Source organism: Pseudomonas sp. Sample_20 (assembly GCF_004307585.1).
GTDB classification, from domain to species: Bacteria; Pseudomonadota; Gammaproteobacteria; order Pseudomonadales; family Pseudomonadaceae; genus Aquipseudomonas; species Aquipseudomonas atacamensis.
Genome location: NZ_RCOA01000020.1, coordinates 374,906 through 389,315, shown reverse-complemented (window position 1 = coordinate 389,315; position 14,410 = coordinate 374,906). Strand labels below are relative to the sequence as shown.

Sequence of the window (14,410 nt, the reverse complement as noted above, 5' to 3'; positions counted from 1 at the left end):
GCCGCAATCCATTGTCGATGTAGGAAATGTTCACGTCGAGACACATTTGGACACTTTCATGAATGTGCCCGAAGGGTTAGGCTGCGCGTTCATTTCGCCAGCACCCAGACAATGCTCCAACAATTTCTGCACGACTTTGGCTACTTTGCCTTGTTTCTCGGCACGTTCTTCGAAGGCGAAACCATTCTGGTGCTCGCAGGCTTCCTTGCGTTCCGTGGATACATGGACATCAACCTGGTGGTGGTCGTGGCGTTCTTCGGCAGTTATGCCGGTGATCAGCTGTGGTACTTCCTGGGGCGCAAGCACGGGCGCAAATTGCTTGCGCGCAAACCGCGCTGGCAGATGATGGGCGACCGCGCGCTGGAGCACATCCGCAAACATCCGGACATCTGGGTCCTGAGCTTCCGCTTCGTTTATGGCCTGCGCACGGTGATGCCGGTGGCGATCGGCCTGTCCGGTTATCCACCGGGACGTTACTTGCTGCTCAACGGCATCGGCGCGGCGATCTGGGCCACCGCGCTGGCTGCGGCGGCTTACCACTTCGGCGCAGTGCTGGAAGGCATGCTCGGCAGCATCAAGAAGTACGAGCTGTGGGTGCTCGGCGCATTGCTGATCCTCGGGCTGGGCCTGTGGCTGCGGCGCCGCTTCAAGAATGCGCAACTGGCGAAGAAAATCTATCAGGACGAGCAGCTCGCCAAGGCCGCCGAAGCAGAGCAGTTGCGCCAGGCCGAAACGACCCCTCCTGCCGGGCCGAAAACGCCAGCCGAATAAGCCATTCGCTGGCGACTGCCATGCGCAGCCCAGGCAAATAATGAACACCCCGCCGCCGTTGCGATCCATTGAGAGAGCGCTCTGCCCCCGCGCGCGTCAGCCATGCCCCTATGGCCACGCGCGACGATTTGAGGGACATTGAGCGCCATGAATCTGGAGAGAAGCCCATGAGCAAAAAAGTTGCAGTGATCCTGTCCGGCAGTGGCGTGTACGACGGCGCCGAAATCCAGGAAAGTGTCATCACCCTGCTGCGCCTCGACCAGCGCGGCGCACAGGTGCAGTGCTTCGCGCCGAACATCGCGCAATTGCATGTGATCAACCACCTGACCGGCGAAGAAATGCCGGAATCGCGCAACGTGCTGGTGGAATCGGCGCGCATTGCCCGGGGCAACGTCAAGGATATCCGCGACGCCGACGTCGAAGACTTCGATGCGCTGATCGTGCCCGGCGGTTTCGGCGCGGCGAAGAACCTGTCGAACTTCGCCATCGAAGGCGCCGGCTGCACCGTGCAACCCGAAGTGCTGGCCCTGGCCGAAGCATTTGCCGAAGCGGGCAAACCGGTCGGGCTGATCTGCATCTCCCCGGCGCTGGCAGCGAAAATCTATGGCCCGGGCGTGACCTGCACCATCGGCAACGACGCCGACACCGCTGCGGCCATGAACAAGATGGGCGCCACCCACGAAGAGTGCGCCGTCACCGAAATCGTCGAAGACAAGGCGCGCAAACTGGTCACCACCCCGGCGTACATGCTGGCGCAGACCATCAGTGAAGCGGCTTCGGGGATCAACAAATTGGTCGACCGCGTGCTCGAACTGACTCACGAAAACGACGCTTGAAATCAAAAGATCGCAGCCTTCGGCAGCTCCTACAGGTTCCGTGTCGCGCCGTGATATTGCGGCATACACCGCCCCGGTAGGAGCTGCCGCAGGCTGCGATCTTTTCAGGGCTTGCGGGTGAGCCGGGTCAGAATCCGGTCCAGCGCATTGGCAAACGCCTGCTTCTCACGCTCGCCAAAGGGTGCCGGGCCGCCGCTCATCTGGCCCTGCTCCCTGAGATCGGTGAACAGATTCCGCACCGCCAGCCGCTCGCCCATGTTCTGCGCATCGAACTCCTTGCCGCGCGGATCCAGTGCCGTCACGCCCTTCTTCACCAGCCGATCGGCCAGCGGAATATCGCTGCAGATCACCAGTTCGCCCGGCACGGCGTGCTCGACCAGATAATCATCCGCCGCATCCGGCCCGCTTGGCACCACAATCAATTTGACGATCGCCAGCCCCGGTTTGATCTGCGGCTGCCCGGCTACCAGCACCACTTCGAACTGGCGCTTTAACGCGAACTTCACCACCAGATCCTTCGCCGCCCGCGGACAGGCGTCGGCATCGATCCATACACGCATGTTCTTGCCTCCAAAAAATCAGCGAGCAGGCTCGCTCCCACAGGATACATACCGAACCTGTGGGAGCGAGCCTGCTCGCGAATATGAGCGCAGCGAATGCCTTTATGCAGCCGAAACCCGACGCTTCTCCGCCACCCAACTGCGCCCATACAGCACAGCAATCGCCACAATCGCCACCACCTGCGCGGTCAGCGAATAGGCATCGGCATGGATTCCCAGCCAGTCGAATTCAAAGAACGCCACCGGCCGTGTGCCGAAGATCCCGGCTTCCTGCAAGGCCTTGACGCCATGCCCGGCAAACACCACCGACAACGCGCACAACAGCGCGGCGTTGATGCTGAAAAACAAGGTCAGCGGCAGTTTCGCCGAGCCGCGCAGAATCACCCACGCCAGGCCGACCAGCAGCACCAGCGCCGTGGCACCGCCAGCCAGCACCGCGTTGTGCCCGGCAGGCCCGGCCTGCAGCCACAGGGTTTCGTAGAACAGAATCACCTCGAACAATTCGCGGTACACCGAGAAGAACGCCAGGATCGCAAAGCCGAAACGTCCACCGCCGCCGACCAGGCTGCTCTTGATGTAATCCTGCCAGGCCGCCGCATGACGGCGGTCATGCATCCACACGCCGAGCCACAACACCATGACGCTGGCAAATAGCGCGGTCGCGCCTTCCAGCAACTCACGCTGCGAACCGCTGACGTCGATGACGTACGCCGCCAGTGCCCAGGTGCCCAAACCCGCCAGCAAGGCCAGGCCCCAGCCAACGTTGACACTGCGCACCGCTGACTGCTGACCGGTGTTGCGCAAGAAGGCGAGGATCGCCGCCAGCACCAGAATCGCTTCCAGGCCTTCGCGCAGCAGAATCAGCAGACCGGAGATGAAGCTCAGCGACCAGCTCAGACCATCGCTGCCCAGCAGACCGGCGGACTCCTTGAGTTTGGCCTTGGCTGCGTCCAGACGCTGTTCGGCCTGTTCGACCGGCAGACCGTCCTGCAGCGACTGCCGGTAAGCCATCAGCGATTTTTCGGTGTCCTTGCGCACGTTGGCATCGACGTTGTCCAGCGAGCTTTCGACCAGCTCGAAGCCTTCCAGATATGCCGCTACCGACAGGTCATAGGCCTGATCATGTTCCCCGGCGCGGTAGGCCGCGAGGCTCTTGTCCAGCGTGGCGGCGGTGTAATCGAGCAACTGCGCCGGACCGCGTTTGACCTGCGGTGGTTGTGCGCGCTGGGCACGGAACGTCGCCGCGACCTCTGCGCCCTCGGCAGCCTGCACCTCGGCCGGGGTCTGGCGGGCCAGGTCGGCGATGTTGTAGACCTTGTCGGACTTGGCGGCCGCCGCATCGGCACTGAAGCCGGCGATGTAGGTGGCCAGATCCCAGCGCTGGCGATCATCGAGCTGATCGGCAAACGCCGGCATGTCGGTGCCTTCGACGCCTTGGCCGAGGGTGCTGTAGATCGCGTACAGGCTCAGGTGATCCATGCGCGCAGCGTCGCGCAGGTTGGCTGGCGCAGGGGTCAGACCGACGCCGGCCGGGCCGTCGCCCGCGCCAGTGTCGCCGTGGCACACCGAGCAATTTTGCGCATACAGCGGCGCACCGCGTGTCGGGTCCGGGGTGATGATCGGTGCCTGGCTGACTTCATAAGCCACCGCCAGTTTCGCCCCCAGCTGTCGGGCCTGACGGGCGACATCGGCACCGTCCTGCTTCGCAGTGATGGCGGCGTGCAAAGACTCCACGCCCTGTTCCAGCGCGGCTTTTTCCGGTTTGGCCGGTAATGCAGTGATCAAGCCTTGCAGAACCTGAGTGAATTCCAGCTGCTCGCGGTATTCGCCATCGTCGATGACTTTGCCTGCCGCGACCGTTGGCGGGTAATCGGCACTGATGTAATCGAGCAGGTGCAACGCTTGCGGCGCGCCTTCCACGGTATCGGCCAGCAGCGGCAGGCTGCTCAGGGACAATAACGGGAACAGCAGCCAGGCCAGCAATCGGGACGAGGCAGTCATGAACGAATCTCAAATGGAAATGCGAAGTTACATATTGTTCACTTCGAAGACATTTCTCTCAAGCTTTGTCGGCGTTTCGCTTTGATTGGCAGGAAATACCCGGCAGACGGCAGCAGCATTTGTCGCCGAGTATTGCCGCACTGCCCGCTGCCGATTGAGCCTCGACACGTTCGATCAAGATCGCAGCCGTTTGCCACCATCCACTTTATACTGCCCGCCCCAGAGCATTTGCGCGCAAGGAATCAACCTCAATGCGGAGTCTTCCGTTCGTTTTGCTGCTTTGCGTCGCTGTTCAGTTGAGCGGTTGTGCCGCTTATCGCAACTACGATCTTGAAATGCAGCAGACCACCGAGCAAATGACCCGGGGCAATCTGACCGGGGCTCTGGCACTGGTGGAAATGAACAACCCGTGGGAAGACAAGGATCTGCTGTATTACCTGGAAAAAGGCGCGATCCTCAGCGCTGGCAGTGCCCTGCCCGACAGCCAGGACGCTTGGCGCAATGCCGACCGGATGATCTTCCAGCGCGAGGAAGCCAACCCGTCCGGCGCGATGAAATTACTGGCCCGTTTCGGTGATGAAATGGGCACGATGCTGGTCAACGACAAGCTGCGGCGCTATGAAGGCTACGATTACGAAAAGGTCATGTTGACTACGCAAATGGCCTTGAACCAGCTATCCGTCAATGACTTTGCCGGCGCCCGCGCAGACATCAGGAAAACCCACGAACGCGAAGCATTGATCGCCCGCCAGCGTGAAAAGCAATACGAAGCGGCCGAGGAACAGGCAAAAGCTCAAGGCAAAGTTCTCCATTACAAGGAACTGGAAGGCTACCCGGTCGCCTTGCTTGATGCGCCGCAGGTCGTTGAGCTGAAAAACGGCTATCAGAGTGCGTTCAGCCACTATCTGGCCGGATTCACCTATGAAGCCCTCGGCGAACGCGCCCTCGCGGCGGCCGGTTATCGTCAGGCGATCGAACTGCGGCCGGATATGCCCTTGCTGCAAAAGGCCCTGAGCAATCTCGACAAACCGCCAGCGAAAGCCGATGAAAGCGATGTGTTGCTGATTATCCAGAGTGGCCTGGCTCCGGCTCGCAGCTCAGTGCAAGTGCCGATCCCGGTTCGTCTGAACGAAACGCTGGTCATCATCGCGCCCATTTCATTCCCGGTGATGGTGCCGGACGCAGTTACGCCCAACTTCAGCCATATCACCGTAGACGGTCGCAAACAGCCGCTGGTGGTGATTAATAGCGTGACCGATATGTCCATGCGCACACTGCGCGACGACATGCCGCAAATCATCTCGCGGGCGATGTTCCGCGCCAACATGGCCGCCATCGGTCAAGCGCAGGAAAACGAGCGCAACCCGGCGAAAGCCTCGTTGATCGTCACTCAGCATGATCCGTTCGAAGAAGCCGACACCCGCACATGGCGAGCGTTGCCGGACAAGACGCTGGTCGCCCGCCTGCGCTTGAAGAAAGGCCTGCATACCTTCCGTTTTGCGCCTGCGTCCATCGACCACCCTTTTGAAATGCGCGTCGACCAGGACCGCCAGATTCTGCACCTGCGGGTATTCCGGGATCAGGTCTATACCGTCGGATCAGCCTTTGTACCGAATCAAAAACCCGCGTCGGATAAACCCGCTTCTGCGGAGAAGTGATGGCACCGCATCTGAAAATGCACCCAAAAAGCTATTACATAGCCATCACGCCACGTTTATAATGCCGCGCCCTCGCCCAGCGAGCCGGCATCAAAAGCTCCTCACCCATGAGGAATTGGCAGGAGGCCAGCGCCGCCGTCGATAGGTCACACCAGCCCGACCAGCACACGCGGCTGCAAGTTTTGTTACTCAGGGAAGAAGTACCCATGGCATTCCGCGCTCCCATGCTGCTCGCGCTCAGCGCTGTCACGCTGTTGTCCGGCTGCGCAGCGTTTCGCAACTACGATTCCGAACTGGCCCAGACCAATCAGCAACTGGCATCCGGCAACGTCGACGCCGCGCTGACCCTGCTGGAAAAGAACAACACCGGCACCGACAAAGACCTGCTCTATTACTTCGAGAAAGGTGAACTGCTGCGCGCCAAGGGCGACCTGTCGGGCAGCCAGAACGCCTGGGGCAGTGCCGATCAGGTGGTCGGTCAGTGGGAAGACGCGGTCAAGCTCGACTCGGCCAAGTACCTGGCACAGTTCGGCAGCTTCATCGTCAACGACAAGGTGCGTCGCTACGAAGGCTATGACTACGAAAAAGTCATGCTGACCACGCAGATGGCCCTGAACCTGTTGGCGGTCAACGATTTCGATGGCGCCCGCACGGCGATCAAAAAGACCCACGAACGCGAAGCAGTGATCGCCGACCTGCGCGACAAGGAATACCTCAAGAGCGAAGAAGAGGCCGAGAAAGAAGGCATCAAGACCCAGTACAAGGATTTGCAGGGTTATCCGGTGGCCAGCCTCGACGCGCCGGAAGTGGTCGGCCTGAAGAACAGCTACCAGAGTGCGTTCAGCCATTACCTGGCCGGTTTCGTTTACGAAGCTTTGGGCGAGAAGGATCTGGCCGCGCCGGGTTATCGCAAGGCTGCCGAATTGCGCCCGAACACGCCGCTGCTCGAGCAGGCGCTGGTCAATCTCGACAAGCCTTCCAAATCCGATGACAGCGACATTCTCATCGTCGTGCAGAGCGGTCTGGCCCCGGCCCGCGACTCGATTCGCGTACCGCTGCCGCTGCCGATTTCCAACAACGTAGTGATCACTCCGCTGTCGTTCCCGATCATCAAACCGGACACCTCCACCGCGCCGTTTGCGCAGATCGGCGTCGACGGCAAGCAAGTCGACCTGACCGCGCTGAACAGCACCACCGCCATGTCCCGCCGCGCTCTGCGTGATGACATGCCGGGGATCATCGTGCGCACCACCGTGCGCGCGATCACCAAAGGCGTGGCGCAGAAGCAGATCAACGAAACCAATCCGCTGGCCGGTCTCGCCGTGGGTATTTCTTCAGCGGTGCTTGAAGGTGCCGATACCCGTACATGGCGCACCCTGCCGGACAACACCCAAGTGGTGCGTCTGCGCCTGAAAAAAGGTGAGCATCAGGTTACCCTGCCGAGCGCCGTGGGCGGCTCGGTGGTCAAGGTCACTGTCGACCAGCGCTACCAAGTGATCAGCCTGCGTGCCGTGGGCAACCAGGTATTCGCTGGCGGCATCGCTGCTCACGTAATGCCGAGCGCTGCCGCGACCAACGTCGCCAGCCTCAAACAACCTTAAGAACGGAGTCTTTGCAATGCGCTTGAAGATCATCGCCGTCGCCGCCCTCGCCTTGCTGGCAGGCTGCGCCACCCCGCCACCGCCGGAGCCGGGCAGCGCCGCGAGCAAAGTCGTGGCCATGGGCCCGCAGAAACACATCGTCGTCGGCGCCATGCGCGTGGCTCGTGAAAACGGCTTCATGACCGTCAACGTGCAGTTGAGCAACACCCTCAACAGCAACAAGATTTTCTACTACCGCTTCGCCTGGCTTGGCGCCGAAGGTTTCCCGGTTGCCGAAGAAGAAGTGTGGAAAAGCCAGATGATGTACGGCGCCCAGACCAGCTTCATTCAGGCCATCGCGCCGACCCCGAAAGCCGTGGATTTCCGTCTGGAAATCAAGACGCCGTAAACCCGCCACCCTATTTCTGATTGAGAGAGCTTTCTCATGTTTGCACGCTTTTCCTGCATCGCCGTCATCGCCCTGCTCGCCTCCGGTTGCGCCAACACCTCGCCGACCCTGGGCAGCAAGAACATCAGCTACGGCGACACCAAAGCGGTTGAAACCGTGACCAACGAATTCGGTTCGACCGACCTGCAAATGATCGCCGAGTCGATGACCCGCTCGCTGGCCCAGTCCGGCATCCTGCAGGGTCGTCCCGTAGTTCAGGTTTACGATGTGAAGAACAAGACCAGCGAGTACATCGACACCCGCGAAATCACCACCAGCATCAAGACCCAGCTGATGAAGACCGGTGTCGCGCGCTTTGCCAGCGACAACAATGCAATGCAGAGCCAGGTTGACCAGCTCAAGCTGCAAAACCAGAGCGGCCTGTACAAGAAAAGCACCGTGGCCAAGACCGGCAACATGGTTGCCGCCAAGTACCGCATCGAAGGCTCGATCAGCTCGATCGTCAAGCGCAGCAGCGACTACAAGGACGTCTTCTACAAATTCAGCCTGCAGTTGATCGACGTCGAAAGCGGTCTGGCCGAGTGGATGGACGAAAAAGAGATCCGCAAAACCACGGAGCGTTGATCGATGCGCACATGGATTGGCATGATGGCCCTGGCTTGCGCGTTCAGCGCGCAGGCGGCCCCGAAAGTGGCGGTGACGGATCTGGCGTATCAGGAGCGCGTGGAGCAATACATCCACATCGTTTCGGCGCAGAGCAATCACCGCGAGAGTTACTACAGCGCCAGCGGTTCTTCGAGCTACAACGAGATCGAAGCGACCACCAGCTACATCGAACAGGGCGAGTTGCGCAAATTCACCGGCGACATCAAGGGTGAAATCCTGCGCACCGGCATGTTCCAGCTGGTGCAGGGCACGCCGTACACCGCCTCGTCCAAAGGCGATGTGTATGACGTGATCAGGCGCATCAAGGCCGGCAACTTCAAAGGCGCCGACTACGTGCTGTTCGGCACCGTGTCCGATATCGACTTCACCCAGGACATCAATGAGCTGGCGCACACCGACAGCTATTCGGCGGTACTGGGCCTGACGCTGGTGGCGGATTTCAGTCTGATCAACACCAAGACCTACGAGATCACCTCGGCCTTCACGGCGATGGGTGAAGCGCAGGACACCAAACTGGTGAACCATCGCGACATCAAGATCTCGCTGAACCGTCCGCGGGTGGTGCGTGAGGTGTCCAAGGCTTTGGGCGAAGACGTGGCCGGGCAACTGAGCATGCAGCTCGGTAGTGGTGACGGTTATGAGCAGCCGCGTGAAGCGCCGCAGCGCAACAATCTGCCGCGTGATACGGCGCCGGTGATTTTACGCTGAGCCGGATCTGAGGACTTTTGTGGCGAAGGGCTCCGTGGCGAGGGGATTTATCCCCGTTGGGTCGCGAAGCGGCCCTCGCTATTGATTCAAGAAAAGCTCGCTTGCCCCGATGTCTCGGTAGAAATGCAAAAGGCGACCTCATGAGGCCGCCTTTTTTCTGCCCGGACGGTTTACGCCGCCGCTTTGCGCAATGTTGCCATGAACGCCGCCGCGCCAATGAATAACCCGGCAAAGGTGCGGTTCATGCGTTTCTGCTGCTTGGGCGTACGCAACAGGCGCAGCACCTTCGACGCCAGTCCGGTGTAGCCGGCCATGACAATCAGGTCGACGAACACCATGGTCACGCCGATCACCAGATACTGAATCAGCAGCGGCGCATGGGGATTGATGAACTGCGGCAACACCGCGAGCATGAACACCAACGCCTTGGGGTTGCTGATGTTCACCAGAAAGCCGCGAAACACCAGGGCCAGTGGCTTGCCGATCGGCCGCACTGCGGCGTCATCGCTCATGTCCATGGGCAGCGCGCGCCATTGCTTGATCGCCAGGTAAACCAGATAGGCGACACCGAACCATTTGATCGCATGGAACGCTGTGGCCGAAGCGGTGAGCACAGCGCCAACACCCGCGCCGACAATCGCGATCTGCACCGCCAGACCGATCTGCAGGCCCAGTGCGTTCCAGTAGCCGCGCCAGAATCCGTACTGCAGACCGCTGGACATCGACGCGATGGCGCCCGCGCCCGGGGACAGGCTGATCACCCAGCAGGCGGCAAAAAATGCCAGCCATGTTTGAAGCTCCATCGCACACCTCGGCTGATGCTTGTGACAAATGCCTAAGCTAATGCGGCTTCGTGTGGATGACTACCGATTTCTTGCTGAATGTTGCAGGTGCGGCTGACGGCCCCTTCGCGAGCAGGCGGCGTTCCGACGAAGGCGTCGGAACAGACGACGTAGAAATTACTTCTCAAACCCGCTGGAAGGAAACACATCCGTCCCGCGCCAACGCCGCACCGAACGCTGGAAGAACAGGCTGTTCGGCACCTGCACCATGGCGCTGCCGGTGCCGAGTTCTTCGGCCTCGACCAGCGTGGTATAGAGCAGATTGATCGCGATCACCCGGCCTTTGACGCCAGGCTTGTCGGTGGTGTCGACCAGTTCGACCACGTCGCCGAGGCGGAACGGCCCGACGGTGAAGATCAGAATGGCGCAGAGCAGGTTCGACAGCACGCTCCACATGGCGAAGAACGCCACCGCCGCCACCGCGACAAATCCCGACAGCGCCGTCCACAGCACCGTGGCCGAAACGCCGAGGCGCTCGAGCACGAAGAGCAGCGCGCTGCCCATGATCAGCCAGCGCAACACGCCACGCAGCGGCATCAGCAACTGCGATGGGAACGGATAGCGCTCACCGAGGCGAGTCAGGCCTTTGGCAACGAAACGCTGGGTCAGGTAACCGGCCAGCAGAATCAGCAGAATCTGCGCGGTGAACCACAACGGTTCGACCCACACCGCCGCAAGGGGCAGCTTGAAGGCTTCCATCAGGACAACGCCTCCAGCTCCGCCTGCATGCTTTCCAGGGTTTCCAGCGCTTCCATCCAGGCTTCTTCCAGCTCGGCTTCACGCACCTTCAACTTGGCCTGTTCGGCGAGCAGATCACGCAATTCATTCTTGCGTGCCGGCTCATAGATATCGCTGTCACCCAGGCTGGCATCGACCTTGGCCAGTTTCTCGTGCAGCTTGCCCAGTTCGGCTTCGAGCTTGTCGGCCTCGCGCTTGTGCGGCGCCAGTTGCTGACGCAACGCTGCCGCCGCTTGGCGCTGAGCTTTCTTGTCGGTCTTGTCCGGGTTGACCGGCGTGTTGCTGACCGGCGCATTGCGCTGACGGTATTCCACCAGCCAGCGTGCGTAGTCTTCGAGATCGCCATCGAACTCTTCGACCTTTCCGTCGGCAACCAGATAGAAGTTGTCGGTGGTGCTCTTGAGCAAGTGCCGATCGTGAGAAACCACCAGCACCGCACCGCTGAATTCCTGCAGGGCCATGGTCAGCGCCAGACGCATTTCCAGGTCGAGGTGGTTGGTCGGTTCGTCGAGCAGCAACAGGTTCGGCCGCTCCCAGGCGATCAGCGCGAGAGCCAGACGGGCCTTCTCGCCACCGGAGAAATTCAGCACCGGCTCATCGATGCGTGCGCCCCGGAAGTCGAAGCCGCCGAGGAAGTCGCGCAGGGTCTGCTCGCGCTCACCCGGCGCCAGACGCTGCAAATGCAGCAACGGGCTGGCCTTGGAATCCAGCGAGTCGAGCTGATGCTGAGCGAAGTAGCCGACCACGGTGTTTTCGCCACGGGTCAGGCGCCCGGCCAGCGGTTCGAGCTCGCCGGCGAGGTTCTTGATCAGCGTCGATTTACCCGCGCCGTTCGGCCCAAGCAGACCGATCCGCGCACCCGGGGTCAGTTGCAGCTTGACCTTCTCGAGGATTGTCTTGTCGCCATAACCCAGGCGCGCATCGGACAGGTCGATCAGCGGACTGGCGATCTTGGTCGACTCGCGGAAGACGAAGTCGAACGGCGAATCGACGTGGGCCGCCGACAATTCTTCCATCCGCTCCAGCGCCTTGATCCGGCTCTGCGCCTGACGGGCCTTCGTCGCTTGCGCCTTGAAGCGGGCGATGTAGCTTTCCATGTGCGCACGCTGCGCCTGCTGCTTCTCGTAGGCCTGTTGCTGCTGGGCCAGACGCTCGGCGCGGGCGCGTTCGAACGCGGTGTAGCCGCCCCGGTAGAGGGTCAGTTTGCGCTGATCGACATGGGCGACGTGATCGACCACCTCGTCGAGGAAATCCCGGTCGTGGGAAATCAGCAGCAAGGTACCCGGATAACTCTTCAGCCACTCTTCGAGCCAGATGATCGCGTCGAGATCCAAGTGGTTGGTCGGTTCATCGAGCAGCAGCAGATCCGACGGGCACATCAGTGCCTGCGCCAGATTCAGACGCATCCGCCAGCCACCGGAGAAATCGCCTACCTGACGATCCATCTGCTCATTGGTGAAACCAAGACCGGCGAGCAGCTTGCGCGCCCGCGCATCGGCGGTGTAGCCGTCGGCGCTGTCGAGTTCGGCGTGCAGGCGCGCCAGTGCGGTGCCGTCATGGGCCTCCTCGGCGGCGGCAAGCTCGCGTTGCACCTCGCGCAGACGCAGGTCGCCATCGAGCACATAATCGACCGCCAGGCGTTCGAGCGTGTCGACCTCCTGGCGCATATGCGCGATGCGCCAGTCGGCCGGCAGCAGGCAGTCGCCCGAATCCGGGTGCAACTCGCCGCGCAGCAACGCGAACAGGCTGGATTTGCCGGCACCGTTGGCGCCGATAAGGCCGGCTTTGTGGCCGGCGTGCAGGGTCAGCTCGGCGTCTTCTAGCAGACGTTGCGGGCCACGCTGTAAAGTCAGGTTCTGAAGTCGGATCATAATGGCGGCGGAGTCTACCAGCTTCGCTCACAACTGGCGCGAGTAGCACGATGTCCTCTGACCTGTGGAGCTTTGCCCTTGATGTCTACGCCCGGCCGGGCGTGGAAGATGCCTGCCTGCAATTGCAAACGGCGGGCGCCAATGTCTGCCTGCTGCTCTGCGGTTTGTGGCTGGAGCAGCGCGCGGTGACCTGCGATGAACCGCGCGTACGTCTGCTCAAGGCCTTGACCGCGCCGTGGGATATCGAAGTGGTGCAGCCGCTGCGAACCCTGCGCCTGCAATGGAAAGCGCGGGCCGTCGACGATGCGGTGGTGGCCGGCATGCGCGAGCAGATCAAATCACTGGAGCTGGAGGCTGAGCGAACCTTGCTGTCACGGCTCGAAGGTGTGGCGCAGGAGTGGACGCGCAACGATGCAGGTTCGGTGACCTGGCTTGAAGACCTGGCCGGCAATGCCGCCAGCCTGAACCGCGACGCGCTGCAAGTGCTGCGCGTCGCGGCAACCGGCACTTAGGAAGCGCTGGTCGGGGTGCTGCTGACGTTCGACGAAGCGGCTGGTGCTGGAGCAGTCGAAGTGGTCGAGTGGGCGGCGGACGACGGTGCCGACGCAGCTGGAGCAGCCGGGGTAGCGGCAGTGGCAGGCTTGGCTGCTGGAGCGGCAGCCGGTTTGGTCGCGGCTGGCTTGGCAGCTGCAGGCTTTTTCACCGCTGGTTTTGCGGCTGGCTTGGCGGCCGGTTTTGCAGCAGCGGTCGCAGGCTTGGCAGCAGCGGGTTTCGCAGCTGGCTTGGCGGCCGGTTTCGCAGCGGTTTTTGCCGCAGGTTTTGCTGCCGATGTTGCGGCTGGTTTGGCAGCCGGTTTTACCGCCACTTTCGCAGCAGGTTTGGCGGCGGCCGGCTTGGCCGCAGTCTTGGCAGCAGGCTTCGCAGCGGCGGTCTTCGCAGCAGGTTTTGCTGCTGGTTTCGCTGCTGCTTTGGCAGCAGGTTTGGCGGCTGCGGTTTTCGCCGGTGCAGCTTTGCTCGCGGCCGGTTTTGCAGCGGCTTTGGCAGGGGTGGCTTTCACTGCTGGCTTGGCTGCAGCAGGTTTGGCTGCGGTGGTTTTAGCCGCCGGTTTTGCCGCGCTCGCCGCCGGCTTCTTCGCTGCAGTTTTCGCCGCTGGTTTGGCAGCCGCTTTCACTGGCGCCTTGGCCGCTGGTTTGGCGGCGGTTTTCGCGACAGCAGGTTTCGCCGCAGCGGTCTTCGCCGGGGCTTTGCTTGCAGCAGGCTTGGCAGCAACTTTCTTCGCCGGTGCTGCTGCAGGGTTGGCCGAACGCGACGACAGAACCTTGCCCACTGCTTCCTGAACGCGACCAACACCCTGGGCCAGTTTCAGGCTTTCCTGGGCATCGCGCTTGAGTTGCAGAATGTAGCTGCGGGTTTCGGACTGACGATCTTTCAAAGCGTCGAGCAGGTCTTCGAGTTCTTTCACGGCAGCCTTGGCCTTGTTCTGTGCCTTGGCTTTGCCGGCGGTGGCGGCGTCCTGCAATTTGGTGCGCGATTTATGCAGTTTTTCCTGCGCCTTGCCGCGCTGCTTTTCCAGCTTGGCGAGCAGTTTTTCAGCATCAGCCAAGGCTTGCGAGCAAGCGTTTTCCAAATGCTCGAGCAGGCTGCCCGACAACTGTTGGAGTAAGTGCAACGGAGTATTTACAGGCTTCTTGGTGGCCGACATGGTTTACCTCCTGGCTGACGTGAGTGCGGCTCATACTAGACCTCTGCTGATACCGCCGCTAGGGCATG

14 protein-coding genes are annotated in these 14,410 nt (G+C 61.4%); 8 read left to right on the top strand and 6 right to left on the bottom strand.

Annotated elements, in window-relative coordinates:
• Positions 1-111 precede the first annotated feature (111 nt).
• Entirely contained in the window at positions 112-771 is a 660-nt protein-coding gene (locus tag D8U70_RS05475) for a DedA family protein (protein ID WP_016772617.1), read from the top strand.
• Positions 772-938: 167 nt separating this feature from the next.
• The gene (gene elbB / locus D8U70_RS05470) at positions 939-1,607 is read left to right on the top strand and encodes an isoprenoid biosynthesis glyoxalase ElbB (protein WP_016772616.1); all 669 of its coding nucleotides are present in this window, start codon (positions 939-941) and stop codon (positions 1,605-1,607) included.
• A gap of 104 nt (positions 1,608-1,711) precedes the next feature.
• Here the strand turns inward: elbB and D8U70_RS05465 are convergent, their stop codons facing one another.
• The gene (locus D8U70_RS05465) at positions 1,712-2,167 is read right to left on the bottom strand and encodes a YaiI/YqxD family protein (protein WP_130901961.1); all 456 of its coding nucleotides are present in this window, start codon (positions 2,165-2,167) and stop codon (positions 1,712-1,714) included.
• Positions 2,168-2,269: 102 nt separating this feature from the next.
• Positions 2,270-4,168 carry an FTR1 family protein gene (locus D8U70_RS05460; protein ID WP_095181268.1) on the bottom strand — a complete coding sequence of 633 codons (1,899 nt, stop codon included), beginning with the start codon at positions 4,166-4,168 and terminating at the stop codon, positions 2,270-2,272.
• A gap of 251 nt (positions 4,169-4,419) precedes the next feature.
• Between D8U70_RS05460 and D8U70_RS05455 the strand changes: the two genes are divergently transcribed.
• The 5 genes from D8U70_RS05455 (at position 4,420) to D8U70_RS05435 (ending at position 9,189) form a co-directional block, all read left to right on the top strand.
• Entirely contained in the window at positions 4,420-5,826 is a 1,407-nt protein-coding gene (locus D8U70_RS05455; RefSeq protein WP_130928446.1) for a hypothetical protein, read from the top strand.
• 206 nt (positions 5,827-6,032) lie between these two features.
• Entirely contained in the window at positions 6,033-7,427 is a 1,395-nt protein-coding gene (locus tag D8U70_RS05450) for a hypothetical protein (RefSeq protein WP_016772612.1), read from the top strand.
• Between the two features lie 16 nt (positions 7,428-7,443).
• Positions 7,444-7,815 carry a YcfL family protein gene (locus tag D8U70_RS05445; RefSeq protein ID WP_016772611.1) on the top strand — a complete coding sequence of 124 codons (372 nt, stop codon included), beginning with the start codon at positions 7,444-7,446 and terminating at the stop codon, positions 7,813-7,815.
• Positions 7,816-7,851: 36 nt separating this feature from the next.
• Positions 7,852-8,439, top strand: a complete 588-nt coding sequence (lpoB, locus tag D8U70_RS05440; protein ID WP_016772610.1) for a penicillin-binding protein activator LpoB — start codon at positions 7,852-7,854, stop codon at positions 8,437-8,439.
• A gap of 3 nt (positions 8,440-8,442) precedes the next feature.
• Complete coding sequence (locus tag D8U70_RS05435) at positions 8,443-9,189, top strand: penicillin-binding protein activator LpoB (RefSeq protein ID WP_071172148.1); 747 nt, start codon at positions 8,443-8,445, stop codon at positions 9,187-9,189.
• Between the two features lie 170 nt (positions 9,190-9,359).
• Here the strand turns inward: D8U70_RS05435 and rhtB are convergent, their stop codons facing one another.
• From rhtB to D8U70_RS05420, 3 genes are all read right to left on the bottom strand, one after another.
• Positions 9,360-9,992, bottom strand: a complete 633-nt coding sequence (gene rhtB / locus D8U70_RS05430; protein ID WP_016772608.1) for a homoserine/homoserine lactone efflux protein — start codon at positions 9,990-9,992, stop codon at positions 9,360-9,362.
• Between the two features lie 156 nt (positions 9,993-10,148).
• Complete coding sequence (locus D8U70_RS05425) at positions 10,149-10,730, bottom strand: mechanosensitive ion channel family protein (RefSeq protein WP_130928445.1); 582 nt, start codon at positions 10,728-10,730, stop codon at positions 10,149-10,151.
• Positions 10,730-12,640, bottom strand: coding sequence for an ATP-binding cassette domain-containing protein (locus D8U70_RS05420; RefSeq protein ID WP_130928444.1), 1,911 nt, complete (start codon positions 12,638-12,640; stop codon positions 10,730-10,732). Before D8U70_RS05420 ends, D8U70_RS05425 begins: the two co-directional genes overlap by 1 nt.
• A 50-nt stretch (positions 12,641-12,690) precedes the next feature.
• Here D8U70_RS05420 and D8U70_RS05415 point away from each other — a divergent pair, with 50 nt between their 5' ends.
• Positions 12,691-13,152, top strand: a complete 462-nt coding sequence (locus D8U70_RS05415; protein ID WP_110644483.1) for a TIGR02444 family protein — start codon at positions 12,691-12,693, stop codon at positions 13,150-13,152.
• On the opposite strand, the gene D8U70_RS05410 is transcribed toward D8U70_RS05415, so the two are convergent.
• Positions 13,149-14,342: an AlgP family protein gene (locus D8U70_RS05410; protein WP_130928443.1), complete on the bottom strand. Its 1,194-nt coding sequence runs from the start codon at positions 14,340-14,342 to the stop codon at positions 13,149-13,151. The genes D8U70_RS05415 and D8U70_RS05410 overlap by 4 nt on opposite strands.
• Between the last annotated feature and the right edge of the window lie 68 nt (positions 14,343-14,410).

Coding starts and splice junctions, on each gene's coding strand:
- D8U70_RS05475 (WP_016772617.1), top strand. CDS start 112: ATGCTCCAACAATTTCTGCACGACTTTGGCTACTTTGCCTTGTTTCTC.
- elbB (WP_016772616.1), top strand. CDS start 939: ATGAGCAAAAAAGTTGCAGTGATCCTGTCCGGCAGTGGCGTGTACGAC.
- D8U70_RS05465 (WP_130901961.1), bottom strand. CDS start 2,167: ATGCGTGTATGGATCGATGCCGACGCCTGTCCGCGGGCGGCGAAGGAT.
- D8U70_RS05460 (WP_095181268.1), bottom strand. CDS start 4,168: ATGACTGCCTCGTCCCGATTGCTGGCCTGGCTGCTGTTCCCGTTATTG.
- D8U70_RS05455 (WP_130928446.1), top strand. CDS start 4,420: ATGCGGAGTCTTCCGTTCGTTTTGCTGCTTTGCGTCGCTGTTCAGTTG.
- D8U70_RS05450 (WP_016772612.1), top strand. CDS start 6,033: ATGGCATTCCGCGCTCCCATGCTGCTCGCGCTCAGCGCTGTCACGCTG.
- D8U70_RS05445 (WP_016772611.1), top strand. CDS start 7,444: ATGCGCTTGAAGATCATCGCCGTCGCCGCCCTCGCCTTGCTGGCAGGC.
- lpoB (WP_016772610.1), top strand. CDS start 7,852: ATGTTTGCACGCTTTTCCTGCATCGCCGTCATCGCCCTGCTCGCCTCC.
- D8U70_RS05435 (WP_071172148.1), top strand. CDS start 8,443: ATGCGCACATGGATTGGCATGATGGCCCTGGCTTGCGCGTTCAGCGCG.
- rhtB (WP_016772608.1), bottom strand. CDS start 9,992: ATGGAGCTTCAAACATGGCTGGCATTTTTTGCCGCCTGCTGGGTGATC.
- D8U70_RS05425 (WP_130928445.1), bottom strand. CDS start 10,730: ATGGAAGCCTTCAAGCTGCCCCTTGCGGCGGTGTGGGTCGAACCGTTG.
- D8U70_RS05420 (WP_130928444.1), bottom strand. CDS start 12,640: ATGATCCGACTTCAGAACCTGACTTTACAGCGTGGCCCGCAACGTCTG.
- D8U70_RS05415 (WP_110644483.1), top strand. CDS start 12,691: ATGTCCTCTGACCTGTGGAGCTTTGCCCTTGATGTCTACGCCCGGCCG.
- D8U70_RS05410 (WP_130928443.1), bottom strand. CDS start 14,342: ATGTCGGCCACCAAGAAGCCTGTAAATACTCCGTTGCACTTACTCCAA.